Annotated in this window: 22 protein-coding genes; 2 read left to right on the top strand and 20 right to left on the bottom strand. The window is 62.1% G+C overall.

Going from position 1 to position 25,426, the window contains the following annotated elements:
• Positions 1 to 208 precede the first annotated feature (208 nt).
• The 4 genes from trpC to ACIPL0_RS29140 all read right to left on the bottom strand — a co-directional run bounded on the left by trpC (position 209) and on the right by ACIPL0_RS29140 (position 4,123).
• Complete coding sequence (gene trpC / locus ACIPL0_RS29155) at positions 209 to 1,045, bottom strand: indole-3-glycerol phosphate synthase TrpC (protein ID WP_400602245.1); 837 nt, start codon at positions 1,043 to 1,045, stop codon at positions 209 to 211.
• Positions 1,042 to 2,091 (bottom strand): anthranilate phosphoribosyltransferase, encoded by a 1,050-nt coding sequence (gene trpD, locus ACIPL0_RS29150; protein WP_400602344.1) that lies wholly within the window; start codon positions 2,089 to 2,091, stop codon positions 1,042 to 1,044. The genes trpC and trpD overlap by 4 nt, the downstream gene beginning before the upstream one ends.
• An 18-nt stretch (positions 2,092 to 2,109) precedes the next feature.
• Positions 2,110 to 2,709, bottom strand: coding sequence for an aminodeoxychorismate/anthranilate synthase component II (locus ACIPL0_RS29145; protein WP_400602247.1), 600 nt, complete (start codon positions 2,707 to 2,709; stop codon positions 2,110 to 2,112).
• 520 nt (positions 2,710 to 3,229) lie between these two features.
• Positions 3,230 to 4,123, bottom strand: a complete 894-nt coding sequence (locus tag ACIPL0_RS29140) for a LysR family transcriptional regulator (protein WP_400602249.1) — start codon at positions 4,121 to 4,123, stop codon at positions 3,230 to 3,232.
• Between the two features lie 159 nt (positions 4,124 to 4,282).
• Between ACIPL0_RS29140 and ACIPL0_RS29135 the strand changes: the two genes are divergently transcribed.
• The gene (locus ACIPL0_RS29135) at positions 4,283 to 5,500 is read left to right on the top strand and encodes an MFS transporter (RefSeq protein WP_400602251.1); all 1,218 of its coding nucleotides are present in this window, start codon (positions 4,283 to 4,285) and stop codon (positions 5,498 to 5,500) included.
• A gap of 72 nt (positions 5,501 to 5,572) precedes the next feature.
• Here ACIPL0_RS29135 and ACIPL0_RS29130 read toward each other — a convergent pair whose 3' ends face one another.
• The 13 genes from ACIPL0_RS29130 to ACIPL0_RS29070 all read right to left on the bottom strand — a co-directional run bounded on the left by ACIPL0_RS29130 (position 5,573) and on the right by ACIPL0_RS29070 (position 21,567).
• The gene (locus tag ACIPL0_RS29130; RefSeq protein ID WP_400602253.1) at positions 5,573 to 6,115 is read right to left on the bottom strand and encodes a carboxymuconolactone decarboxylase family protein; all 543 of its coding nucleotides are present in this window, start codon (positions 6,113 to 6,115) and stop codon (positions 5,573 to 5,575) included.
• Between the two features lie 217 nt (positions 6,116 to 6,332).
• Entirely contained in the window at positions 6,333 to 7,814 is a 1,482-nt protein-coding gene (trpE, locus tag ACIPL0_RS29125) for an anthranilate synthase component I (protein WP_400602256.1), read from the bottom strand.
• 70 nt (positions 7,815 to 7,884) lie between these two features.
• The gene (locus tag ACIPL0_RS29120) at positions 7,885 to 8,718 is read right to left on the bottom strand and encodes a phosphoglycolate phosphatase (protein ID WP_400602258.1); all 834 of its coding nucleotides are present in this window, start codon (positions 8,716 to 8,718) and stop codon (positions 7,885 to 7,887) included.
• Positions 8,718 to 9,389: a ribulose-phosphate 3-epimerase gene (gene rpe / locus ACIPL0_RS29115; protein WP_400602260.1), complete on the bottom strand. Its 672-nt coding sequence runs from the start codon at positions 9,387 to 9,389 to the stop codon at positions 8,718 to 8,720. The genes ACIPL0_RS29120 and rpe overlap by 1 nt, the downstream gene beginning before the upstream one ends.
• Positions 9,390 to 9,611: 222 nt before the next feature.
• Positions 9,612 to 11,036: a hypothetical protein gene (locus tag ACIPL0_RS29110; RefSeq protein ID WP_400602262.1), complete on the bottom strand. Its 1,425-nt coding sequence runs from the start codon at positions 11,034 to 11,036 to the stop codon at positions 9,612 to 9,614.
• Between the two features lie 85 nt (positions 11,037 to 11,121).
• Positions 11,122 to 12,270, bottom strand: coding sequence for an iron-containing alcohol dehydrogenase (locus ACIPL0_RS29105; RefSeq protein ID WP_400602264.1), 1,149 nt, complete (start codon positions 12,268 to 12,270; stop codon positions 11,122 to 11,124).
• A gap of 143 nt (positions 12,271 to 12,413) precedes the next feature.
• Positions 12,414 to 13,826 (bottom strand): sigma-54 interaction domain-containing protein, encoded by a 1,413-nt coding sequence (locus ACIPL0_RS29100; RefSeq protein ID WP_400602266.1) that lies wholly within the window; start codon positions 13,824 to 13,826, stop codon positions 12,414 to 12,416.
• A gap of 255 nt (positions 13,827 to 14,081) precedes the next feature.
• Positions 14,082 to 14,906: an ABC transporter permease gene (locus ACIPL0_RS29095; protein WP_400602268.1), complete on the bottom strand. Its 825-nt coding sequence runs from the start codon at positions 14,904 to 14,906 to the stop codon at positions 14,082 to 14,084.
• A gap of 11 nt (positions 14,907 to 14,917) precedes the next feature.
• Positions 14,918 to 16,165: an ABC transporter permease gene (locus tag ACIPL0_RS29090; RefSeq protein ID WP_400602269.1), complete on the bottom strand. Its 1,248-nt coding sequence runs from the start codon at positions 16,163 to 16,165 to the stop codon at positions 14,918 to 14,920.
• Between the two features lie 222 nt (positions 16,166 to 16,387).
• On the bottom strand, positions 16,388 to 17,419 hold the full coding sequence (locus tag ACIPL0_RS29085; RefSeq protein ID WP_400602270.1) for a polyamine ABC transporter substrate-binding protein: 1,032 nt from the start codon (positions 17,417 to 17,419) through the stop codon (positions 16,388 to 16,390).
• 90 nt (positions 17,420 to 17,509) lie between these two features.
• Positions 17,510 to 18,634 carry an ABC transporter ATP-binding protein gene (locus ACIPL0_RS29080; RefSeq protein ID WP_400602271.1) on the bottom strand — a complete coding sequence of 375 codons (1,125 nt, stop codon included), beginning with the start codon at positions 18,632 to 18,634 and terminating at the stop codon, positions 17,510 to 17,512.
• A gap of 291 nt (positions 18,635 to 18,925) precedes the next feature.
• Positions 18,926 to 19,555: a response regulator gene (locus ACIPL0_RS29075; RefSeq protein WP_400602272.1), complete on the bottom strand. Its 630-nt coding sequence runs from the start codon at positions 19,553 to 19,555 to the stop codon at positions 18,926 to 18,928.
• Positions 19,552 to 21,567, bottom strand: a complete 2,016-nt coding sequence (locus tag ACIPL0_RS29070; protein ID WP_400602274.1) for a histidine kinase — start codon at positions 21,565 to 21,567, stop codon at positions 19,552 to 19,554. The genes ACIPL0_RS29075 and ACIPL0_RS29070 overlap by 4 nt, the downstream gene beginning before the upstream one ends.
• Positions 21,568 to 21,750: 183 nt before the next feature.
• Between ACIPL0_RS29070 and ACIPL0_RS29065 the strand changes: the two genes are divergently transcribed.
• Positions 21,751 to 22,722, top strand: coding sequence for an alpha/beta hydrolase family protein (locus tag ACIPL0_RS29065; protein ID WP_400602276.1), 972 nt, complete (start codon positions 21,751 to 21,753; stop codon positions 22,720 to 22,722).
• Between the two features lie 178 nt (positions 22,723 to 22,900).
• On the opposite strand, the gene ACIPL0_RS29060 is transcribed toward ACIPL0_RS29065, so the two are convergent.
• From ACIPL0_RS29060 to ACIPL0_RS29050, 3 genes are read right to left on the bottom strand one after another with little or no spacing between them, the layout of a single operon-like run.
• Positions 22,901 to 23,671, bottom strand: coding sequence for a DnaJ domain-containing protein (locus ACIPL0_RS29060; RefSeq protein ID WP_400602278.1), 771 nt, complete (start codon positions 23,669 to 23,671; stop codon positions 22,901 to 22,903).
• Complete coding sequence (gene murU / locus ACIPL0_RS29055) at positions 23,672 to 24,340, bottom strand: N-acetylmuramate alpha-1-phosphate uridylyltransferase MurU (RefSeq protein WP_400602280.1); 669 nt, start codon at positions 24,338 to 24,340, stop codon at positions 23,672 to 23,674.
• A 36-nt stretch (positions 24,341 to 24,376) separates the two neighbouring features.
• Positions 24,377 to 25,405, bottom strand: coding sequence for an aminoglycoside phosphotransferase family protein (locus tag ACIPL0_RS29050; RefSeq protein ID WP_400602282.1), 1,029 nt, complete (start codon positions 25,403 to 25,405; stop codon positions 24,377 to 24,379).
• Between the last annotated feature and the right edge of the window lie 21 nt (positions 25,406 to 25,426).

Here is a 25,426-nt window from a genome sequence, read left to right as displayed (position 1 = left end):
TGACTCCTCAACGCCGAGAATCGTTGTGTTGATGGTTATGGCACGATCCTGCAGATGTTGCGATTACCTGTAGGCGCTGGCTCGTCCTGCGACCTGCCGGAAACCGGCAGCAAACCCGACACTGCGGTGTGCCGGGCAGATCGTGTTCGCTGATCTTACGACTGCTGCGCAGCCGGTCGCGGGACAAACCACACTCCTACAGGGTGAATCAATCCAGCGTATTGGTCTTGATCGCCGTGCCCTTCTCCGGGAAGAACAGCCGCTGCAGTTCCACGCCAGGTTGCTCGGCGCGCATGAAGGCTTCGCCGACCAGGAAAGAATAGACCTCGTTGATCTCCATCAGCTCGACATCGGCACGGTTGAGGATGCCGCTTTCGGTGATCACCAGGCGATCACGCGGAATGCGTGGCAGCAGGTCCAGCGTGGTTTCCAGGCTGACATCGAAGGTGTGCAGGTTGCGGTTGTTGATGCCGACCAGAGGTGTGTCGAGGGTTTTCAGCGCACGTTCCAGCTCGTCGCCGTCGTGCACTTCGACCAGCACGTCGAGACCGACACCTTTGGCGACGGAGGCCAGTTCGGCCATCTTCACGTCGTCCAGCGCCGACACGATCAGCAGGATGCAGTCAGCACCCAGGGCGCGGGCTTCGACCACCTGATACGGATCGATCATGAAATCCTTGCGGATCACCGGCAGTGCACAGGCCGCGCGCGCTTCCTTGAGGTAGGCGTCAGCGCCCTGGAAGAAGTCGATATCGGTGAGCACCGACAGGCAGGTTGCGCCGCCAGCTTCATAGCTCTTGGCAATTTCCGCCGGCTGGAAGTTTTCGCGAATCACGCCCTTGCTCGGCGACGCCTTCTTGATTTCGGCAATCACCGCCGGCTGCTTGCGCTTGGCCTGCTCGATCAGCGCGCGGGCAAAGCCACGTGGCGCGTCGACGCTGGACACCAGCGTTTCCAGCTCCGACAGGCTGACGCTGGCGCGGCGTGCCGCAACCTCTTCGGCCTTACGGGCGAGAATCTTCTCCAGTACCGTCGGCACACTCATCCTTCATTCTCCTGTTTGAATACCGCAGTGAAGGCGCCCAACTCCTCCAGTTTTTCCCGGGCAAGGCCAGTGTGCAGCGCATCATGGGCCAGTTCCACGCCTTCTTTCAGCGACGAAGCGTGGTCCGCGGCATACAGCGCGGCACCGGCATTGAGCACGATCATTTCGGCGGCTTTCTGGCCGTTTTCGGTCTTGCGCCGTCCCAGCGCGTCACGAATCAGCTCCAGCGACTGCGCCGGGCTATCGACCACCAGGCCGTACAGGCTCTGGCTCTTGATGCCCAGATCTTCCGGCTGCACCCAGTATTCGCTGATCTCGCCATTCTTCAATTCGGCGACGTAGGTCGGCGCGGCGAGGCTGAACTCGTCCAGACCGTCCTGAGAATGCACCACCAGCACGTGCTTGCTGCCCAGACGCAGCAGCACTTCGGCCAGCGGACGGCACAGGGCCTGATTGAACACACCGACCACCTGGTGTTTGACACCAGCCGGGTTGGTCAGCGGGCCGAGCATATTGAACAGCGTGCGCAGACCCAGCTCTTTACGCGGGCCAGCGGCATGTTTCATGGCGCCATGGTGAGTCTGGGCGAACATGAAACCGATGCCGACGCTGTCGATGCAACGGGCGACCTGCACCGGCGTCAGGTTCAGGTAGACGCCGGCGGCTTCCAGCAGGTCGGCACTGCCGCTCTTGCCCGACACCGCACGGTTGCCGTGCTTGGCGACCGTGCAACCGGCCGCCGCGATGACGAAAGATGCCGCCGTGGACACGTTGAAGATGTTCGCGCCGTCACCGCCGGTGCCGACGATGTCGACCACGCCGTCGAGGGTCTTGAGTTCGACCTTGTCCGCCAGCTCACGCATGACCGACACCGCGCCGACGATTTCGTCGATGCTCTCACTCTTCATGCGCATGGCCATGAGGAACGCACCGATCTGCGCCTGAGTGCACTGGCCGGTCATGATCTCGCGCACGACGTCGCGCATTTCTTCGGTGCTCAGGTCCAGTTGGTTCACAACCCGGCCCAGCGCCGTCTTGATATCCATTGCCATAACGAAGTGTCCTTAAGCCTGACGAGTGCCGCCGGTCTGTTTGAGGAAGTTGGCGAACAGCTCATGGCCCTGCTCGGAAAGAATCGACTCAGGGTGGAACTGCACCCCCTCGACATTCAGTGTCTTGTGGCGCACGCCCATAATCTCGTCCACAGAACCGTCTTCCAATTGGGTCCATGCGGTCACTTCCAGGCAATCCGGCAGGGTTTCGCGCTTGACCACCAGCGAGTGGTAGCGGGTCACGGTCAACGGGTGTTTGAGGCCGGCGAAAACGCCCTTGTCTTCGTGGGCCAGGTCGCTGGTCTTGCCGTGCATGACCTGACGGGCACGCACCACATCGCCACCGAATGCCTGGCCGATGGACTGATGGCCCAGGCACACGCCCAACACCGGCACCTTGCCGGCAAAGTGCTTGATCACGTCGATGGAAACGCCCGCCTCGTTCGGCGTGCACGGGCCCGGCGAAACCACGATGCGCTCGGGGTTCAGGGCTTCGATTTCGGCAACGGTCATTTCGTCGTTGCGGATCACTTTAACGTCGGCGCCCAGCTCGCCCAGGTACTGCACGACGTTATAGGTAAAGGAGTCGTAGTTATCGATCATCAGCAGCATGATGTGCTTAACCTCTTGAATTCACTGACTTTGCGTTGCCTAAGGCGCGACGATCATGCGGATGCCAGGGGTTCGGTCGGTGCTGAACGCTCGACTGACGGCACGGGTCGCGGTTTGCAGGCAGGGATGACGGCGCCGGTTCAACCGGCAGAGAGAAGAGTCAGGCGCGCCAACGCCAGCGGGCGTGGGCCTTGATAACGCGCATCAAGAGTTTGCTGACAGTCGTCACGGGAGGGGTCTCGTCTAAACGTTTCGGGACATTAGCGTACCGAGTCACACGGTGCAATATCATTCTACGATAGAAAAATACATGTGGATGCAATCAGAATCATGTGTTCCGGCCGGATCAGACCGACGTATCACCACGGGTTGTAAGCGCCGTCACGCGGCCGTGTAGGAGCTGGCTTGTCCTGCGACCGGCGACGGAGTCGTCGTAAACCCGGTAAACGCGGAGTGACAGACAAACCGCATCCGCAGATTTCACGACGGCTTCCCCGCCGCTCGCAGGGCAAGCCAGCTCCTACAAGGGGCGCGACAGGTGGGAAATACGCTGGCGCAGGCGCGGCATCACGAAATCCAGAAAGGCACGCAGCTTGATCGGCAACGGCGTCTGCCCCTTGTGTACCAGGCTCACCGGCAGAGCCGCCGACTCGAACGACTCCAGCACCACACGCAACTGATCTTGCGCCACGGCATCCGCGACCTGATAGGACAGCACCCGGATCAGCCCGGCATCCAGTGTCGCCGCCGTGATTGCAGCTTCTGCAGTATTGAGCGTCAACCGTGAATGAACCGGCACCGACACCGCCGACTTGCCCTCCCCGAATACCCAGGCCCGCTTGGACGCCAGCACTTCGAAGGTGATGCAGTCATGTCCGGCCAGCTCGTTGGGCGTTTCCGGTACGCCGCGCCGGGACAGGTAAGCCGGGCTGGCGCATACGACCCGACGCACCTTGCCCACTTCGCTGGCGACCAGTGTGCTGTCGGGCAACTCGCCGATACGTACCGCGACATCGCCATGCTCTTCCATCAGATGCACGACGCGGTCTGTGAGCATCAGACTGACATTGATCTGCGGGTATTGCGCAAGAAACTCCGCCACCACCGGCACCACATGCAGGCGCCCGAACACCACGGGCGCGGTGACCACCAACTCCCCCTTCGGCTCGGCGAACTCCCCCGTCGCCGCACGCTCGGCCTCACCGACATCTTCCAGAATGCGTCGGCAGGCAGCGACGTAAGAACTGCCAGCTTCGGTCAGCGCCAACTGCCGCGTGGTGCGATGCAACAGGCGGGTTTTCAGGTGCGCCTCCAATTCCGCCACCTTGCGGCTGACCGTGGCCAGTGGAATGCCGAGACGTCGCGCGGCAGCGGACAGACTGCCCTCATCGGCAACGGTGACCAGGATGGACATGGACTCCAGCCTATTCATGAAACTCTCTCGAATATTGGAAGGATGATTCCCGATCTTAGGGAATTCTCTTCATAAATACGACTGCGTAAGGTGAACGTAACCCCCGGTCCATGGCACCCCGCCATACAACCGAACAACTTCACCTCATAGGAGGGTGCCATGAGCGGCCTGCCTGATACGTCCAACAGCCCCGCGATAGCGTCGCGCGGCAAGATCGTCATGATGGCGATCATCGCCGGCGCGGTGATCACCAACCTTTATTGCGTCCAGCCGATCCTGCCGCTGATTGCCGCCAGCCTGGAGATCGACCAGACCACGGTCGACATCGTCGCCGGCATGGCATTGCTCGGTTTCGCTTTCGGCCTGGCGTTGCTGCTGCCGCTGGGCGACCGTTTTGACCGACGCAAACTGGTGCTCGGGCAGATCGTCGTGGCTATCGTTTTCGCGCTGGCAGCCGCTGCATCGCCCAGTGTCTGGACGTTGATCGCTGCGTCTTTCGGCTTGGGGATGGTCGCCTGCGTACCACAGCAGTTGGTGCCGTTCGCCGCCGTGATGTCGCTGCCCAGCGAACGTGGGCGGTCGGTCGGTACCGTGGTCAGCGGCATCATGGTCGGCATCCTGCTGGGCCGCACCCTCGCCGGGGTCGTCGGTGCGGCGTATGGCTGGCGCACGGTGTACGTCGTCGAAGCGGCATTCATGGTTCCGGTGTTCATCGCCGCTGCCTCGCTGCTGCCCAAGGGTGTGCCGAGCACCCAGCTGTCCTACGGCAAATTGCTGGCGTCGTTGTGGCCGCTGGTGCGCGACAACAAGCCGATCCGTGAGTCGATGATCATCCAGGCATTGTTGTGGAGTTGCTTCAACGCATTCTGGGTCAACCTTGCCGTGCTGCTGAGCGATGGTCCGCTGCATCTGGGCAGTGGCTGGGCCGGCGCTTTTGGCTTGATCGGCGCTGCCGGCGCCTTCGCCGCCTCGACAGCCGGTCGAGGCTCCGACAAGTTCGGCACCCGTGCGGTGATCGCTGCCAGCATCGGCATCGTGCTGCTGTCCTACCTGCTGCTGGCCGGTGCCGGGTCGTCGTTGATCTGGTTGGTCCTGGGCGTGATCGTGCTCGACATTGGCGTGCAGGCCGGTCTGGTCTCCAATCAGGCCCGCGCCTTTGCCGTCGATCCAAAAGCCCAGGGCAGGATCAACAGCCTGTACATGACCGGTACATTCTTTGGCGGTGCGGTGGGTACGGTCATCAGCGGCTGGCTGATGGCGCGGTTCGGCTGGTCGGGGGTGGTGCTGTTCTGTCTGGGTCTGTGCCTGCTGGCCGCCTTGCTGCACTGGCTCGGCAACCCGCGTCAGGCGCAACAACGGCTGAGTCCGGGTGCCTGACAGCCGACAGAATCGGCAGCTCAATAAAAAGCGGGCACTGCATGCAGTGCCCGTCTTTTCGTTTACGGTGACTCAGAGGGCTGGCAGCGCCGGGAAGTCAATGGTGGTGTCGTTGATGCGGTTGAACAGGTTGGTGAACATGATCACCGAAATCGCCAGGCTGATCTCAGCCAGTTGCGCATCGGTATAACCAGCAGCCTTGATCGCGGCGAATTGCGCGTCGGTCAGGGTACCGCGAGTGGTCACCAGAACGTTGACGAAGCTGATCAGCGCATCACGCTTCGCATCGCCAGTGCTGCGGCCGGCGCGGATGTTCTGCAGGACTTCGACGCTCAGGCCGGTCATCTTGCCGATCATGAAATGCGCGGTTTCGCAGTAGTCGCAACCGGTCAGGTTGCTGACCAGCAGTTTGATGACTTCCTGATCCTGCTTGCTCAGCGAGCCAGCAGCCAGCGCGCCGTCAGCACCCAGTACGGCGCCGAGGCCAGCCGGGTTCAGTGCGCCGAGCGCAGCGTAGGTGTTAGGGACGGCGCCAACGGCTTTCTTGATGTTGGCGTACAGTTCGGCGGTAGCGCCGGTGGCAGTGCTGACAGCTGGGACTTGAATGCGGCTCATGGTGTTGACTCCTGATTGAAGCGTTGGTGTGTGTGCCGCTACTTTAAGAAAGGGCAACAATACCCGTAAGCTCGCAAACAATCAAAAACAACCTCATTCGTCTCATCATGAATGACTAGTGATTCAGGCTTGTCGCCGCACAGTGGCGCGAACATCAGGTTTGACGGGCATAAAAAAACGGCGCCGAGGGCGCCGTTTGTTTGAGAGACCAGCCGGATCAGGCGTCCGGGGTCTGCTCGGCCAGCGCCACCGCGCGGAACATCGCACGGCGTTTGTTCAGGGTCTCTTCCCATTCCAGCGCCGGCACCGAATCGGCAACGATGCCGCCACCGGCCTGAACGTGCAGTTCGCCGTCCTTGATCACCGCCGTGCGGATGGCAATGGCAGTGTCCATGTTGCCGTTCCACGCCAGGTAACCGACTGCACCGCCGTAGACGCCACGCTTGACCGGCTCCAGCTCGTCGATGATTTCCATCGCGCGGATCTTCGGCGCGCCGGACAGCGTGCCCGCCGGCAGGATCGCCCGCAGGGCGTCCATCGCCGTCAGCCCGCTTTTCAGCTCGCCGGTGACGTTGGAGACGATGTGCATCACGTTGGAGTAGCGCTCGATGACCATTTTCTCGGTCAGCTTCACCGAACCGATCTCCGAAACTCGGCCAGTGTCGTTACGGCCCAGGTCGATGAGCATCAGGTGCTCGGCGATTTCCTTGTCGTCGGAGAGCAGGTCCACTTCCAGCGCATGGTCGGCTTCCTCGGTGGCGCCGCGTGGGCGGGTGCCGGCAATCGGGCGCACGGTGATCAGGTTGTCTTCGACCCGCACCAGCACTTCCGGCGAACTGCCGACGACGTGGAAGTCGCCGAAGTTGAAGAAGTACATGTACGGCGTCGGGTTGAAGCAGCGCAGCGCGCGGTACAGGTCGATCGGCGCGGCCTTGAAGTCGATGGACATGCGCTGCGACGGCACCACCTGCATGCAGTCGCCCGCCAGGATGTATTCCTTGATGGTGTCGACGGCTTTTTCGTAGTCGTGCTGGGTGAAGCTGGAGCGGAACACCGGATCGGCGGCCTGCGGACGGGTCAGGTCCAGACCGCGACGCGGGGTGATCGGCTGACGCAGTTTTTCCATCAACTGCTCCAGACGCGCCCGGCCATTTTCAAAGGCTTCTGGCTGGGCCGGATCGGCCAGCACGATGGCGTGCATTTTGCCGGCCAGGTTGTCGAACACCACCACGGCATCAGACACCATCAGCAGGATGTCCGGCACGCCCAGTGGATCGGGGTTCGGGCACACGCCCAGACGCGGCTCGACATAACGCACGCAGTCGTAACCGAAATAACCGACCAGACCGCCGTTGAAGCGCGGCAGACCGGCGATGGTCGGCACGTTGTAGCGCGCCTTGAAGGTTTCGACGAAGGCCAGCGGATCTTCCACCTCGGCACGTTCGGTCTCGACGCCATCGGTGCTCACGCTGATGGTGTGGCCGTAGACGCGCAGCACGGTGCGGCACGGCAGGCCGATGATCGAGTACCGGCCCCACTTCTCGCCGCCCTGCACCGACTCCAGCAGATAGGAGTTCGGCTCATCGGCCAGTTTCAGGTAGATCGACAGCGGGGTATCGAAGTCGGCCAGGGTTTCGTGGGCCAACGGAATGCGGTTGTAGCCTTCAGCGGCCAAACGCAGGAATTCTTCACGGATCATGATCAGCCTCGTGGTCTGAGGGAAAAACGGTCAGGTATGCAAACGCGCCGGAGGACCGGCCAGATTCAAGTCAGGCGCGCCAACGCCAACGGGCCAGGGCCTTGATGACTTTCATCCAGAGTTTGCGAGTGACCACCACGATGGATTCTCTAAAGGAGGGGGCTTTGACGTTGGGCAACGTTATCTCAGCCTCCTGCTCCAGGCAACAAAAAGCAGAGCAACCCGGAATCAGCTTGCGCAAATCATCGATGACCAGCGCCGGCGATTCCTCGGCAATCGGTCGACCGTGGTTGTAGCCATAACTCATTGCCACACAGGCAACGCCAGCAGCCCTGGCCGCCAGCACGTCGTTGCGCGAGTCGCCCACGAACAGCGATTGCGACCCCGGAATGCCCGACATTTTCATGACGAAGAACAGCGCCGCCGGATCGGGCTTCTGTTGTGGCAGGGTGTCGCCGCCGACGATCCAGCGGAAGAAGCGGCCCAGCTTCATTTCATCCAGCAGCGGCGCGACGAAGCGCTCCGGCTTGTTGGTGATCAGGGCCATTTCCACGCCGTTCTTCTGCAGCCACTTGAGCGTCTCACGCACGCCGGGATAGACCACGGTCAGCGCGTGGTTGTCGCCATAGGCTTCCATGAAAATCGCCAGCGCTTCTTCGGTCGATGCCTCGTCGACCGACGCGTGATCCATGTCATTGGCCAGCGCGCGGCGCACCAGCACGCGCACGCCGTTGCCGATCCAGTCACGCACCCGCTCGATACCGGCCGGCGCGCGGCCGAGCTGAATCAGCGTCTTGTCCACAGCTGCAGCCAGGTCCGGCACCGAGTCGACCAGCGTGCCGTCGAGATCGAACATGATCAACTTGGGCAGGCGACCCGGGAACAGCTGTTCAAAGCCGCTCATTAGCAGGCCAACGCCAGTTCTGCACGCATTTTTTCAATGACCTCTTTGTAGTCCGGCGCATTGAAGATAGCCGAGCCTGCAACAAAGGTGTCGGCGCCGGCAGCGGCGATTTCACGGATATTGTTGACGTTGACGCCGCCGTCGATTTCCAGGCGGATGTCACGGCCGGACGCATCGATCAGCGCACGGGCTTCGCGCAGCTTGTTAAGCGTGCCGGGGATGAACTTCTGCCCACCGAAGCCCGGGTTGACGCTCATGAGCAGGATCATGTCGACCTTGTCCATGACGTATTCCAGCAGGTTCAGCGGCGTGGCCGGGTTGAACACCAGACCGGATTTGCAGCCCGCTTCGCGGATCAGCTGCAGGGAGCGGTCGACGTGCTGGGAAGCTTCCGGGTGGAAGGTGATATAGGTGGCACCGGCCTCGACGAAGTCGCCGATGATGCGATCCACCGGGCTGACCATCAGGTGCACGTCGATCGGTGCAGTGATGCCGTACTTGCGCAGTGCCGAGCAGACCATCGGGCCGATGGTCAGGTTGGGCACGTAGTGGTTGTCCATGACGTCGAAGTGGACGATGTCGGCGCCAGCGGCCAGAACATTGTCGACTTCCTGACCCAGGCGGGCGAAATCGGCGGACAGAATCGACGGAGCAATAGCGAAGGGCTGCATGACGCACCTTTTTTGAGCGAAATCACGGTGGCGCGCATTGTACTCCAAGCCGTTCGAGCGTGGGTTGGATGGCAGATGAATGCGTGCACGTAGCAAAAACGCACCTTGTGGGAGGGAGCCCTGCTCGCGAAAGCGTCCGGTCTCAGCACCGTGTCGAATGCAATGACGCGTTCGCGAGCAGGGCTCCCTCCCACAAAAACGATGTTCACACAGGCTGAATGATCAATCCGCCAGCGCTTCTTCCTTCACACGCTCGGTCTTGGCGGCTGGCGCTGCATCCACTGCTTTCACGTCCTTGGCAAAGGTGCCATCCACTTCGCCCTTGAAGAAGTTGCGGCCGTAGATCAGCAGGCACAGCACCACGCCGATACCGAACGCCCAGCTGGCGCCCTTGATCGCCAGCACCGCGCCGATCACCCCGGCGATACCGAGGTCACGCTGGCTGCGCGCTTCAAGAATACCCAGACGCACACTCACATAGCCCTGAATCAACAAGGTCAGCGACAGCGCCACACCAAGGATCGGCTGCACCAGGGTCACCACCGGCAACAGCAACAGGCCGGTGTTGGTGCCCCAGCGGAACGAGCCGACGCCGCCGATGATCGATTGCATGGCCTTCGGTCCGCCCTTGAAGCGTTCGATGACTACCACCAGCATCGCCGCCCATTTCGGACCGCACATGGCGACGTCCGGGCCGAAGATGCTCATGAAGGCATTGCGCGCGCCAAAGATCAGGTGGGCGCGGTCCGGGTTGTAGTCGACGACCTCATCGGTACGTACGGTTTCCGCTTCGTCCAGCAGCGATTTCGCACTCAGCACGTCGCCAAACACGATGATGTACACCGCCAGCATGGTTGGCAGCGCCGAGAGGAACATCGACAGCGGCGGCATGCCCAGACCGAACACGGTGTAGTTGTTCCACAGCCCGGCGAAGTCCGGCTTGCTGATGCCCCACTGGATGGTCGGCCACGGCGCTTCGCCGAACAGCGGCGCGATCACCACCGCCAGCAGAATGATCGGCAGGATGCCGAGCTTGGCGAAGTTCCACCAGAAACGATTGCGCTGTTTCAGCTCGTTGAAGTGCTGGGAGAAGATCAGATAGAAGGCGATGCCCACCGCGATGGAGATGGTCCACGGCAGCACGTTGAATTTGCCACCCACCTGAAACACCGCGATCACCGCACTCAGACCGGCGCCGACGATGATCCCCGACTTGATCGCCGGCGGCACGTATTCGACCACTTTCTTCGCCATACCGGTCGCCCCGAGGGCAATGGAGAACACCCCCAGCATCAACTGGAAGGCAATCAAGGCGTGGACACGCTCCGGGCCCACGGGGAATTGTGCGCAATAGGCCATCAGCAGCGGCACCGCCGGGGTGATCCAGCCCGGTACGGTCGGGTCGCCCAGCAGATGGTGAGTGAGGTACAGCAGGCCGTTGAGCATCACCACCGCCAGCGCCACCTCGAACGGCATGCCCAGCAGTTCGATCATCAGCGGGATGGCCGCCAGGTCCACCGCACACATCAGCAGGCCTTGCAGGTAATCCGGCATTTCGAATTTGTAGTGAATGAACGGCAACCGCACCTTGAACGGACCGAGCGGGATGTACGGGCTTTCGCTCCGCTGTTGGGGAGTGTGGGACATGGTGTTTACCTGTTTTATTGGTCTTATTTCTTGGTCTTGTCGCGGCATGCGCCCGGACCGCAGGACCGGGCGTCGTGTTTCGGAATCAGTAGGCGGCGCGGTAGATCTTCTCGATGTCGGCAGCGGTCAGCTTGCGCGGGTTGTTGCGCATCAGGCGTTCGATCTTGCTGGCCTCCTCGGCCATCGCCGGGATCGCGTCTTCCGGCACATTGAAGCTGCGCATGCCGGTCGGAATGTCCACGGCTGCGCACAGCTCGGCCATGGCCTTGACCGCCAGATCGGCCGCGTCCTTGTCGCTCAGGTCAGCGACGCGCACGCCCATGGCTTCGGCGATATCGCGGAAGCGCTCGACGCAGGCCATCTTGTTCCACTCCATCACGTAGGGCAGCAGCAAGGCATTGCTGACGCCGTGGGCGATGTTGAAGCGCCCGCCCAGCGGATAGGCCAGCGCGTGGACCGCACCGACACCAGCGTTGCCGAACGACATGCCGGCCATCAGGCTGGCGGTGGCCATGTCTTCGCGGGCCTGCAGGTTGGAGGGGTTGGCATAGGCCTTGGGCAAGGCCTTGGCGATCAGCTTGATCGCGCCGAGGGCAATGGCGTCGGTGATCGGCGAGGCATTGACCGACAGGTACGACTCGACCGCATGCACCAGCGCATCGACGCCACTGGCGGCGGTCACACTGCGCGGACAGGTCAGGGTCATCACCGGGCTGACCAGCGCCACGTCAGGCAGCAGATAATCGCTGACGATGCCCTTCTTCAGCTGCGCTTGCTTGTCGGAGAAGATCGCCACATTGGTCACTTCCGAACCGGTGCCGGCCGTGGTCGGAATGGCAATCAGCGCCGGGCCTTTGCGCTTGACCTGATCGACACCGAACAGCTCGGCCAGCGGACCTTCATGGCCGGCGAACGCGGCAACACCCTTGGCGATGTCGATGGCACTGCCGCCACCCAGGCCGATCAGGCCGTCATGGCCGCCTTCGCGGTAGGCACGGGTGCAGTCCTCGACGATGGCGATTTCCGGCTCGGGTTTGACCTGATCGAAAATGCCGTAGCGACGGCCGCCCAGTTGCGCCAGCGCCAGGTCAACGGTGCCGGACTTGACCAGAATGGCGTCGGTGACAATCAGCGGGTTATGGACATTGAGGCGGGTCAGTTCGGCCGACAGCTGCTCGATGGCGGCCTGACCGGTGATGAGTTTGTTGGCGATTTTGAATGCAGAGATGCTCATCGGCTCGTCCTGTGTGCATTGTTTTAGTGGAAGACGTGCCGGATGAGATAGCGAAAGCTGTGCCAACGGGCGCAAAGCCTTGTGCCAGAAGGGTTTGCGTTAATCACGCAGGGTTTTGAGGGCTTTTGACCGGTCAGTCTTGATCAGGTTTCTGATCGATTTACCGGCGACTGATTGAAATCCTGATCAGAACGTTCCCAGCGTTTCATCTTCTGCACCACCGTCGCCTGACTCACGCCGAGCGCCTTGGCCGCCTGACGGGTGGTCTTGTGTACGCGCAGCGCCGCACGGATCGCCGAGCGCTCGGCGTTCTCCAGCACCTTGCGCAGCGGCAGACGGCTGTCGTCGATGTTGGCCGGGTCGAGATTGAGGATCTCCTCCGGCAGATCCAGCGCCTCCACGGTGCCGCTCTGGTTGGTCACCACCAGCCGCTCGACGATGTTGATCAGTTCGCGGATGTTGCCGGGCCAGGCGTATTCGCACATCAGGTCCAGCGCTTCGAGACTCCACTGCACCTGACGCTGATAGCGAGTGTTAAAGCTGTCGAGGTAGTAATGCAGCAGCGGCGGGATTTCCTCGCTGCGTTCGCGCAGCGCCGGAATGCTGATCGGCACTACGTTGAGTCGGTAATAGAGGTCGGCGCGGAATTTTCCTTCGGCCACCCGCTGCTTCAGGTCATGGTGGGTGGCGCTGATGATGCGCACGTCGACTTCCTTGAGCTCCAGGCCACCGACCGGGATGAAGCGGTTTTCTTCGATGACCTTGAGCAGCTTCACCTGCACCGGCAGCGGCAAGTCACCGATCTCGTCGAGAAACAAAGTGCCGTGATGGGCCAGCTCCAGCAGGCCGCGCTTGCCTTTCGGCCCAGCGCCGGTAAACGCGCCTGGGGCATAGCCGAACAGCTCGGCTTCGATCAGGTTCTCAGGCAGCGCCCCGCAGTTCAGCGCCAGAAACGGTTCGCTGGCACGTGGGCTGGCATTGTGGATGAACTGCGCGACCAGGGTCTTGCCGACGCCGGTCTCCCCCTGCAGCAGCACTTTGACCGGACTGCTGGCGACCTGCCGGGCCAGAGCGAAGACCCGCCCGGAAACTTCCTGATCGGCCATCAGTGGTGAATGCAACAGGCTGTCGCGTTCCCCGGCGTGCAGGCGGGCGGTGCTCTGGCGCAGTTGCTTGAGTTGTTGCAGCTCGTCGCGCTCGTGCTTCATGCGCAGCAACTCGGTCATGTCGCGCACGGTGCTGACGATGTAAGAAATGCGGTGATCGACGTCGAAGATCGGCGTGGCGCTGACCAGCAATTTCTTGCCTTGGCTGAGGCTCTGCATCACCGACACCGGGCGGCCTTCCTGCAACACGCGCAAGGACGCCGACTGCGAGATCACCCCGGCCTTGACCAGCTCCTGCATGGAACGGCCGATCAACTCGGCGGCGCTCAGACCGGTCAGCCGCTCATAGGCGTGGTTGACCTTGAGCGTCGTGCCCTGGCCATCGGTGATGTACACGCCATCATGCAAAGCGTTGAGCAGTTCTTCGAAACTGGCGTCGTTGACGTTCACCGAGGGGCTCCGTGGCGGGATCAGGAGCGGTGAAGTTTAAACGGTGGTCGCACGGTGCACACGATTCTGTAGGAGCCGGCTTGCTGGCGAACCAGACGACGCGGCGTATCTGACACACAGCTTTCTCCAGCAGGAGTGAGCTTGCTCGCGATAGCGGTGTATCAGGCAACGGATTCGTTGCAGACATTGCCCGATCGCGAGCAAGCTCACTCCTACAAAGAGCGCGTGCAGCCATGAAAACGCGCTTAAAGCTGATTACTCCGCCGCAGTACGCAGCTTCTCACTGCGCCCACGCAGCCATTCCAGCGCCAGCAGCAGCACCACCGAGAAGCCGATCAGCAGGGTCGCGGCGGCGGCGATGGTCGGGCTGAGGTTTTCGCGGATGCCGCTGAACATCTGCCGTGGCAGGGTCGCTTGTTCAGGGCCGGCGAGGAACAGGGTCACCACCACTTCGTCGAACGAGGTGGCGAAGGCGAACAGCGCACCGGAAATCACCCCCGGCGCAATCAGCGGCAAGGTCACCCGGCGGAACGCGGTCACCGGCGAAGCACCGAGGCTGGCCGCCGCACGCACCAGGTTGTAATTGAAGCCCTGCAGGGTCGCCGACACGGTGATGATCACGAACGGCACACCCAGCACCGCATGCACCAGGATCAGCGAGGTGTAGCTGTTGCCCAGACCCAGCGGGGCGAAGAACAGGTAACTCGCCACACCGACGATCACCACCGGCACCACCATCGGCGAGATCACCAGCGCCATCACCAGCGACTTGCCGGGGAAGTTGCTGCGGGTCAGGCCGATGGCCGCCAGCGTGCCGAACACCATCGCCAGTAAGGTGGCTGCCGGGGCGACGATCAGGCTGTTTTTCAGCGAACGCATCCACTCGGCCGAGCCGAAGAAGTCCTGATACCAGTGCAGCGAGAAGCCCTGCAGCGGGTAGACCAGAAAGCTGCCGGAGTTGAACGACAGCGGCACGATGACTAGCACCGGCAACACGAGGAACAGCAGGATCAGCCCGCACAGAATGCGCAGGGTGTAATACCAGACCCGTTCTGCGGGCGAGGAATAAGGGCTCAACATGATCAGTCTCCTCAGCTCAGACGCAGGCGGCTGGCGCCGACCAGCCAGCTATAGGCCAGGTACAGCACGACGGTGGCCAGCAACAGCAGGCCGCCCAGCGCGGTGGCCATGCCCCAGTTGATGCTGGTGTTGGTGTAGAAGGCCACGAAGTAACTGACCATCTGATCGTTCGGGCTGCCGAGCAGCGCCGGGGTGATGTAGTAGCCAATGGCGAGGATGAACACCAGCAGGCAACCGGCGCCGACACCGGCGTAGGTCTGCGGGAAATACACCCGCCAGAAGCTGGCGAACGGGTTGCAGCCCAGGGAAATCGCGGCACGCATGTAGGTCGGCGAGATGCCCTTCATCACGCTGTAGATCGGCAGGATCATGAACGGCAGCATGATGTGGACCATCGAGATGTACACGCCGACCCGGTTGAACACCAGTTCCAGTGGTTTATCGATGATGCCCATGGCCATCAGCGCACCATTGATCAGACCGCTCGATTGCAGCAGCACGATCCACGCAGCGACGCGTACCAGAATCGAGGTCCAGAACGGCAGCAGCACCAGAATCATCAGCAGGTTGCTCTGCCGCGCCGGTAGGTTCGCCAGCAGGTAAGCCAATGGATAGGCCAGAAACAGGCAGATCACGGTGATCACCAGGCCCATCCAGAAGGTACGGGCGAAGATGTCGAGGTAGATCGCCTGATCGGGGGTCGCCGGTGCCACTTCACCGAGGTCATCGATGCGATGGTCGACGGCGGCCAACAGGTAATAAGGGGTGAAGCTTGAGGTATTGCGACGGATCGCCTGCCAGTACGCAGGATCGCCCCAACGCTCGTCGACGCCTTCCAGCGCCTCTTTGTACGAGGCAGGTTCTTCCTTGAACGGCACCGCGCGGGCAGTTTTTGCCAACAGGCTGCGGTAGCCGGCCAGTTCCTGGTTCAGACGTTTGGAGACGTCACCCAGGGTCTGATTCTTGCGGCTTTCGGCCAGGTCCTGGCTCAGCGCCTTGTACACCGCTTCCGGTGGCAGGCCCTTGCCGTCCCATTTGGACACTTCCGTCACGGTGAGCGGCAGACCGCCGACCACTTCAGGGTTGTTCACGCTCTTGTAGAGCAGTGCCGCGATCGGCACGAGAAAGACCAGCAGCAGGAAAATCGCCAATGGTGCAATCAACGCCTGAGCCTTCCAGCGGTTGACGCGCTCGGCACGGGCCAGGCGTTGCTTCAAGGTCGGGCTGGCGCCTTCAGTCAGGGGCACGGCGGTGGCCATAGCGAACTCCGAAAAACTTTCTACAAAGGATGCGGCTGTTCATTCGATGAGAAAAAACAGACACATCCGGGTCTGACGCAAAATGGATGGGCGAAAACCGGTCTGTGGGAACCAGCTTGTTACGGGCGGCGTTCCGACGAAAGCGTCAGACCAGACACCACGAGGTTGAATGATCTCCCGCATTCGCCAGCAAGCCGGCTCCCACACGTTCGGTCCTACTGCTTACTTGGCAGCCCAGGCGTTGAAGCGCTGTTCCAGGTTCTCGCCGAAGTCGGCCCAGAATTTCACGTCGATCTGCACCTGATCCTTGATGTTCTCAGGGGTGGTCGGCATGTTTTTCAGGGTCTCGGCGCTCAGCAGAGAAACGGCCTGAGTGTTGGCTGGACCGTAGGCGATGTTCTCGGAGTAGGTCTTCTGCTGTTCAGGCTTGAGCGAGAAGGCGATGAACTTCTTGGCTTCCTCGGCGTTTTTCGCGCCCTTCGGAATGGCCCAGGCGTCGAAGTCGTACACGCCGCCGGTCCACACTACCTTCAGGTTGCTTTCTTTCTGCACGGCAGCGATCCGGCCGTTGTAGGCCGAGCTCATGACCACGTCACCCGATTGCAGGTACTGCGGCGGCTGGGCGCCGGCTTCCCACCACTGAATGCTTGGCTTGAGCTTGTCGAGCATCTTGAATGCGCGGTCCTGTCCTTCTTTCGTGGCCAGCACTTTGTACACGTCCTTCGGCGCCACGCCGTCGGCCATCAGGGCGAATTCCAGGGTGTATTTGGCGCCCTTGCGCAGGCCGCGCTTGCCCGGGAATTTCTCGGTGTTCCAGAAATCGGCCCAGCCGGTCGGTGCGGATTTCAGCTTGTCGGCGTTGTAGGCCAGCACGGTCGACCAGACGAAGAAACCGACGCCGCAGGTCTGGATCGCACCCGGTACGTAGTCTTCTTTCTTGCCCAGCATGGCCGGGTCGAGCTCTTCGAACATGTCTTCGTCGCAGCCACGGGACAGCTCCGGCGATTCGACTTCCACCAGATCCCAGGTCACGCTCTTGGTGTCGACCATGGCTTTGACCTTGGCCATTTCACCGTTGTACTCGCCCGCAATGATCTTGCCGCTGCCTGCTTTTTCCCAGGGTGCGTAGAACGCCTTTTCCTGAGCGGCCTTGTTGGCGCCGCCGAAGGAAATGACGGTCAGGTCGGCCGCCATGGCTTGTGCCGCGCCCAGCATGCCCAGCGATAAGGCGGTGAGCTTCAATGTCTTGAGCATTTGTTTTTCTCTCCACGAACAATGTTGGTTAAGCGTATGGGGCGATGGTCTCGCCTCTGGGTGCTTCGGGTAACGCCTGCTGCGGTTGAATCAATGTGCTTCCAGCACCGGGTCCAGCGCGCGCGCGTGCTCGACCTGCCATCCAATGGGCACAACGTCGCCAACGCTTAAGGCCGGATCGAGTTCGGCGATCGGCTGCTTGACGAAGAAATCGGTTTTACCGGCGACTTCCAGACGGACCCGGACGTGGTCGCCCAGGTAAATGAATTCGGCGACGCGGCCGGAGAAGCGGTTGACGCAACTCTCGCTGCGACCGTTGAGGTTCACGCGCTCGGGGCGGATCGACAGCGTCACCGGACTGCCGGCAGGGCCGACATTGATGGCCAGCGCCTCGACTTTCTCGCCACGGGCCAGGCCGACCAGGCAGCGGTCACCGGTCTGGCTGAGCAGGGTGCCGCTGATGCGGTTGTTCTCGCCGATGAAGTTGGCGACAAAGGTGTTCTTCGGCTCTTCGTAGAGGGTGCGCGGCGGCGCGATCTGCTGGATTTCGCCCTGATGGAACACCGCCACGCGGTCGGACATGGTCAGCGCTTCGCCCTGATCGTGGGTCACGTAGACCACAGTCACGCCCAGGCGTTGGTGCAGGTGCTTGATCTCCATCTGCATGTGTTCGCGCAGTTGCTTGTCGAGGGCGCCCAGCGGCTCGTCCATCAGCACCAGTTGCGGTTCGAATACCAGCGCGCGGGCCAGGGCCACACGCTGCTGCTGACCACCGGACATCTGCGCCGGATAGCGATGGGAAAGCGAACCGAGCTGGACCATGTCCAGAGCGCGCTTGACCTTCTCGGTCACGTCGGTCTTGCTCATGCCGCGCACCGACAGCGGGAACGCCAGGTTCTCGGCCACCGTCATGTGCGGGAACAGCGCGTAGTTCTGGAACACCATGCCGATGTCACGCTTGTGCGGCGGCACGTTGTTGATCGAGCGACCGGCCAGCAGGATCTCGCCTGCGGTCGGCGTTTCGAAACCGGCAAGCATCATCAGGCTGGTGGTCTTGCCCGAACCGGACGGCCCGAGCAGGGTGAGGAACTCGCCCTTGCGAATGTCCAGGTTGAGGTCCTTGACGATCAGGGCTTCGCCGTCGTAGCTCTTCTGCACACCACGAAAGCTGACCAGAACATCATTCGCCCCAGCGCTTGAATCGACGTTGCTCATTACCCACACCTTTGTTTAATCAACCGTGGGGAACAAGCCTAGATTAGCCTGCAGACCGCGCAAATCGGGGCGCAGGAGAGATTGTCCTAGGCGCGCTGGAAGGCTTGGGGTAGGGATTGCCCTACACGGATGGCGGGGATAGATATGTGGCCCAGGAGAGATTTTTCGCCTGTCCCGACGCTATCGCGAGCAAGCTCACTCCTACAGGGAGATCGCCGTGACTTGTAGGAGTGAGCTTGCTCGCGATAGCGATTTACAGAGCACCACCAAAGGTCGTTTTTAGATACGGACCTAGACCAGCTTGTGCTCCATCGCGTACTTCACCAGCTCGGCCAGCGAGGTGATGTTGAGCTTCTGCATCAACCGCGCCTTGTGGGTGCTGATGGTCTTGCTGCTCAGGGCCAGTTGCTGGGCGATTTCGTTGACGTTGGCGCCCTGGGCCAAGCGCTCGAACACGGAAAACTCACGCTCGGACAACAGCGAATGCAGCGGCCGGCTGTCCGTCAGACCGACCTCGAACACCATGCGGTCGGCCAGCTCCGGGTCGATATAACGCCCGCCGGACGCCACGCGACGAATGGCCGTCAGCAGCAACGCCGGATCACTGTCCTTGGTCGCATAACCGGAGGCGCCAGCCTTCAGCGCGCGTGCCGCCATCTGCGCTTCGTCGTGCATCGACAGCACCAGAATCGCCGGCGGGTTGTTCAAGGCGCGAATCCGCGGGATCGCTTCCAGACCGTTGACGCCGGGCATGGAGATGTCCAGCAGCACGACTTCGCACTCGATATGGCGCAAGGCCTCCAACAACTGCTCGCCATTGCAGGCTTCGCCAGCGACCTGCAGGTCCTTGGCCAGGCCGATCAATTGCTTGATGCCCTCACGGACGATGGTGTGGTCTTCGGCAACCAATACACGAATCACTGCACTTGCTCCTGCGCGACCTGTTCCAGCGGAATGTAGACACGCAAGGTTGTGCCCTCACCCAGCGTGCTGTCCAGATGCAATCGTCCGCCCATGATCAATACCCGCTCGCGCATGCCCACCAGACCGAAGGACGCCGGCCTCTCCGCGCCCGTCTCGAAACCCTTGCCGTCGTCGGCCACGCTCATGCACAGCACGCCGTTGCTCAGACTCAGATTCAGCTCGACGGTGTGCGCTTCGGCGTGGCGCATGACGTTGGTCAGCGACTCCTGAAGAATGCGGAACAGGCCAATGGCCGTCGCGTCTGCCAGCCTCGGCAGATTATCCGGCACCTGCACCAGACACGGAATCTGCGTGCGCGCCTCGAAACGCCGGGCCTGCCATTCAATGGCTGAAGCAATGCCGGCATCGAGAATCGGCGGACGCAAGGCGGTCGCGACATCGCGCACCAACTGGAACAACTGCGCGATCAGACGCTTCATGCTGTTCAGCCGGTCGCGCAGGCCGGGATCGAGATCGGCATAGGCCAGCTCGCACATGGACGTTTCCAGCTTGAGCACGGTCAACATCTGACCCAGCTCGTCGTGAACTTCCCGGGCGATCCGCGCCTTTTCCTCTTCCCGCACGGTCTCCAGGTGGGCCGACAGCTCGCGCAGTTGTTCTGCCAGCACCTGCAAACGGGATTCACTTTCCTGCAAGGCGGCCAGCGAGCGGCGGCGCTCGGTGACGTCGTTGATGAACACCACCAGGTATTCGGCATCGCGAAAGCGCAGAAAGCTCAGCGAGACATCCGCCGGCAATATGCTGCCATCCGCACGTACGCAATTGCTTTCAAAGTTCTGCGGCCCCTCCTCGCTGGAGCGGGCGATCTTCCACAGGTTGAGCCAGCGGTCCATGGTCAGGCCGGGTTCGAAATCGATCAACGGCCGGTCGACCACGCCGCCGGAGCCATAGCCAAGCATGCTTTCCGCCGCACGGTTGGCATAACGCACGTGGCTGTCCCAGTTGACCCAGAGAATGCCCACCGTGCTCTGGTCGATGGAAAACTGCGCCAGGCGCAACGCCTCTTCGCCGGCCAGACGGCGGTTGATGTCGTCCCGCGCCGCCAGCAGTTCACTTTCCAGTTCCTGCTGCTGTCGCCGCTGCCAGACCACAATGGCCGCGCTGGCCATGAACAGCACCAGCAACAACAGCGCGATGTTTTTCCACAGCCCCGGCGACTCGCTGATCTGCGGGTACTTCGGCGCCAGCCATTGCGCATGCAATTGCTCCAGGTCTTTCGGCGCAATCGCGCTCAACGCCTGGCTGATGATGTCGGCCAGTTCCGGCGCATCACGCCGCGACGCCACCCGCAGCAATTGCGGAAAACCGATATCGCCGACCACGGCCAGCCCGGCGAACTCACCTTCGCGGGACAGACGACTGAGTTGCGCCTCGTCGATCACCGCGTAGCGCGCCTGCTGGCTGAGCAGCAATTGCAGGGCCTGGCGCTCAAGCGGCACACCTTGCAGATTCAGGTGGGTGTAGTTGGCGCGCAGATAGTCGGCGGTCACGCTGGGCATGCGCACGGCGACACGCACCTGGCTGTCGAGCTTTTCCAGGTCCACCACGCCGGTGCCGTCACGCTCGCCGACCACCAGCTGCGGTACGCGCATGTAGGGGTCGGAATACAGCCACAGGCGCAGACCGGCGGGTGTCTGGGTAAGGCCCGGAGCGAAATCGACCTGGCCGTCGGCCAGTGCTTTCTCCAGTTCGGCCTGATCATTGAAGCTGTGCCACAGCAGGTCCACCTGCAAGGTCTTCGTCATCAGGTTGACCAGGTCGACGTTGGCGCCGGACAACTGCTGGGCACGTCGGTCCAGCTGCGCATAGGGCGCCTGCAACACCAGGCCGACCCGCAACTGGCCGCGCTGGGTCAGCCAGTCACGCTGGGTGCTGCTCAGAACATCCGTTGGCGCACTTGCCGCCCCCGCCTGCACACTCAACGAAGCGGCGATCAGCAACCACCCCATCAAGAGCACTGGCGAACAGCCGATAACCCGACGACACAGCACACGCACGCTCAAACCGATGTCCCCATTTCCCTGAATCCTTTGCAAGCGGTGCGATGTCTGGCGCGTTCATGGCAGGCAGCCTGACAAACCGTCATCAACCCATTAGTCTGCCGAAACTGTTTTCGGCCTTTGGAATATTCGATGCCCTACACACTTCGCGCAATGTTTCCTGCGCTATGTCTGGCGCTGATCCTACCTTGCTCGTCGGTACTGGCGGCTGATCCTGCGCAAGACAAAGACGCCAAACCGGCGGAAACCCCGGCCGAGCGCGCGGCACTGCCGTCGCGCAGCCAGGAAGACGCCACCGCGCTGGAGCGCCGCGTACCCGCTGCCGAACAGCAGCAGTTGCAAGCTGGCGACGAGCATTTTCTCGCCCTGTGGAAACCGGCCAACAGTGACGACCCAAAAGGCGCCGTGATCATTGTGCCGGGTTCCGACGAATCACCCGACTGGCCGATTGCCGTGGGGCCGTTGCGGCAGAAACTGCCGGACGTCGCCTGGGCCAGCCTGAGCATCAGCATGCCGGATGCGGAAAACGACGGCGTGTTTGCCCGCAGCGCCGACGCCCCCGCCGCCGATGAAAAGCCGGCCGCCGACAAGGACAAAGCCAAGGACGCTGCCGATCCCGCGGCCAGCGCCGAAGCTGAAGCCGCTGCCACGGCGGCCCAGGCTGCTGCGCTGGCTGAACAGGCCAAGTCCCGTGCCGACAGGATCTTCGCCCGCATCGACAGCGCGGTGGCCTACGCCCAGGAAAACAAGGCACGCAGCATCGTGCTGCTGGGCCACGGCACCGGCGCCTATTGGGCCGCACGCTACATGAGCGACCGACCTTCGCCGGCAGTGCAGCGTCTGGTGATGGTCACTGCGGTGGACAGCGGCCGGGATCTGCCGTCGTTGCTGGATGTGCTGCCGACACTGAAAGTGGCGACAGCCGACTTCGTCAACAAGGACCGCGCCACCTCGCGTCAGCGCGCACAGGAACGCCTGGATGCCAGCAAACGCCTGAAGAACCTGCACTTCACCCAGGTCGGCCTGAGTGCGATTCCGGGGAATCCGGCGATGGAACAGGATCAGCTGTTTCGCCGGGTGAGAGGTTGGTTGGAGAGCGAGTGAAATCTCCGGAACACCCTCTCCTGTAGGAGCTGGCTTGCCCTGCGAGCGGCTGCGAAGCAGTCGTAAATCCGGTAGATGCGGTGCACCTGAAACGGCCAATGCGAATGGATTTACGACGGGTTCCCCGCCGCTCGCAGGACAAGCCAGCTCCTACAGGTGACGGCATCAAGGCTGACCTTCAACGAAACCCGCGCCGATCCCGGATCACTGCATAGGCGTTGTGTAGTTCGCGGGTGCGCTCGGTGGCGTCGCGCACCTGCAACTGGGTCGCGCCGCTGCCGGCCACTTTGTCCGGATGATGGCGGCTGAGCAGGCGCCGGTAGGCACGCTTGATCTGCGCCGGCTCCGCATCGGCGCTGACGCCCAGCAGACGCAACGCTTCCTGATACTCACCGCCGCTGCCTACCGGCGCACGGGCGCGTTGCTCATCTTCGCCCGCCGACAGCGCTTCGATCTTCTCCGTCGTCCAGCCCAGCCACTTGCCCCACAGCACGATCAGCTCACGCTCGGTGCGTGACGCCTTGCCGTCGGCCCATGCCATGCGCCAGCAGGCGCGCAGCAGTCCTTCGGCAGCATGGGGCTGGGTTTTCAGGCGCGTCAGGTGTACGCGCAGATTGTCACGGCCGTCCTTGCCGCGATTGAACGCCTGAATCGCACGGCGCTGCGCCGGCTCGCTCAAATCCAGTCGGCGCATTTCCACCCGCGCCTGCTGGATATGACCATCGACTACGCGCCCATCGCTTTTCGCCAGACGCCCAAGCAGGATGAAGATCAACTCGTCATCCCGTGGCACGCTACGCCCGGCCAGCCGCTCACGCAGTTCGGCCAGGCTCTGCACATGCAGGCGCCGGTCCAGCGCCTGACCAAGCAAGGCGCCGAGCATCGCCCCGGGAATGCTGGCGACCGCATACCCGGCGCCACCGCCGATCAGTGTGAATGGCCAGAGCATCTAGGATTTCACCGCAAGGATCTGCTCGACTTCCGCCAACCGTTCGTGAGTGCCCACGTCCACCCAGCGCCCGGTGAAATGCTCACCGGTCACCTGCCCTGCGGCCATTGCCTCGCGCAGCAGCGGCGCCAGCTTGAACGCCCCCGCCGTGCAGCCGGCAAACAGCTGCGGATGAAGGACCGCGATGCCGCTGTAGGTCAGGCGCGACAGACTGGCGTCGTCACGCACCTCACCGCCGACCAGAGCGAAATCGCCGTCGGGGTGATGCAGCGGGTTATCCACCAGCACCAGATGCGCCAGGCCTTTGATCGGTCCGTTCAAGGCCGTGAAGTCGCAGTCGGTCCAGATGTCGCCGTTGACCACCAGAAAAGGTTCGTCGCCCAGCAGCGGCAGCGCACGGAAAATACCGCCACCGGTTTCCAGCGGCTCACCCTCGGGGGAATAACGGATGCTCAGGCCGAAACGCTGACCGTCACCCAGGTGATCCTCGATCTGCTGACCCAGCCACGCGTGGTTGATCACGATCTCGCTGAAACCTGCGGCCTTGAGCGCTCGCAGGTGGTATTCGATCAACGGCACACCGGCGGCACGCACCAACGGCTTGGGCGTGTGCAGGGTCAGCGGACGCAGGCGCTCGCCCTTGCCTGCCGCCAGAATCATCGCTTTCATGCGTCCCTCTTCAAGACAGTCTTCACATCCATACCTTCAAACGACGGCTTCTTGTTTTGGCTGACCCAGGCTGGTCAGCAGATTGCTCAGCTCGACCAACTCGGGCCGACGTGCCAGCACCGCCTCTATATAAGAGAAGAAGCGCGGAACATCGGCCAGGTAGCGCGGCTTGCCGTCACGGTGACAGATGCGCGCAAAAATGCCGATCACCTTAAGGTGTCGCTGCACGCCCATCAAATCACTGGCGCGACGAAATTCATCGAAATCATCCTGCACCGGGATGCCGACGGTAGCGGCCTTTTCCCAGTACGCCTTCAACCAGCCTGCAACGCGCTCCTCGGGCCAGCTGAGGAAAGCATCCTTGAACAGGCAGGTGATGTCGTAGGTCACCGGACCGTAAACCGCATCCTGGAAATCCAGCACGCCGGGATTCGGCTCGCTGAGCATCAGGTTGCGCGGCATATAGTCGCGATGGACCAGCACTTTCGGCTGCGCCAGGGCACTGTCGATCAGCAGTTCGCTGACCCGTTGCCAACTGGCCTGTTGCGCCTGATCGAACTCGACGCCCAGGTGCCGTTTGACGTACCACTCCGGAAACAGCTCCAGTTCGCGGCGCAACAGCGCGACGTCATAACTGGGCAACGGCGCGTCCATCGGCAGCTGCTGATAGGCCAGCAAGGCATCGATGGCATCGGCGAACAGTGCATCGGCGCTGTCCGCGTCGATAACGTCGAGGTAGGTCTTGCGCCCCAGATCGTTCAGCAACAGGAAACCTTGACTCAGGTCTTCGGCATAAATTTTCGGAACATTAATGCCCGAGCCACTCAATAAATGAGCGATATCCACGAAGGGTTTGCAGTTTTCCTGGGGCGGTGGCGCGTCCATGACAACAAAAGTACGGCCCTCACCCTCCCAGCGGAAATAACGGCGGAAACTGGCGTCGCTGCTGGCCGCAGTCAACGTGGCCGGGGGTACGGCGCCCCAGCCTTGAGCGGCGAACAGGGCTGGCAGTTGCTCATCGAGCCAAACTTTCAGGTGTTGCAGGCGTACATCTTGATCTGGCATTGCAAGGGTCTCCGACGGCGC

The organism is Pseudomonas sp. NPDC090208, assembly GCF_044746785.1.
In the GTDB taxonomy this organism is placed as follows: domain Bacteria; phylum Pseudomonadota; class Gammaproteobacteria; order Pseudomonadales; family Pseudomonadaceae; genus Aquipseudomonas.
This window is presented reverse-complemented; position numbering and strand designations above follow the sequence as displayed.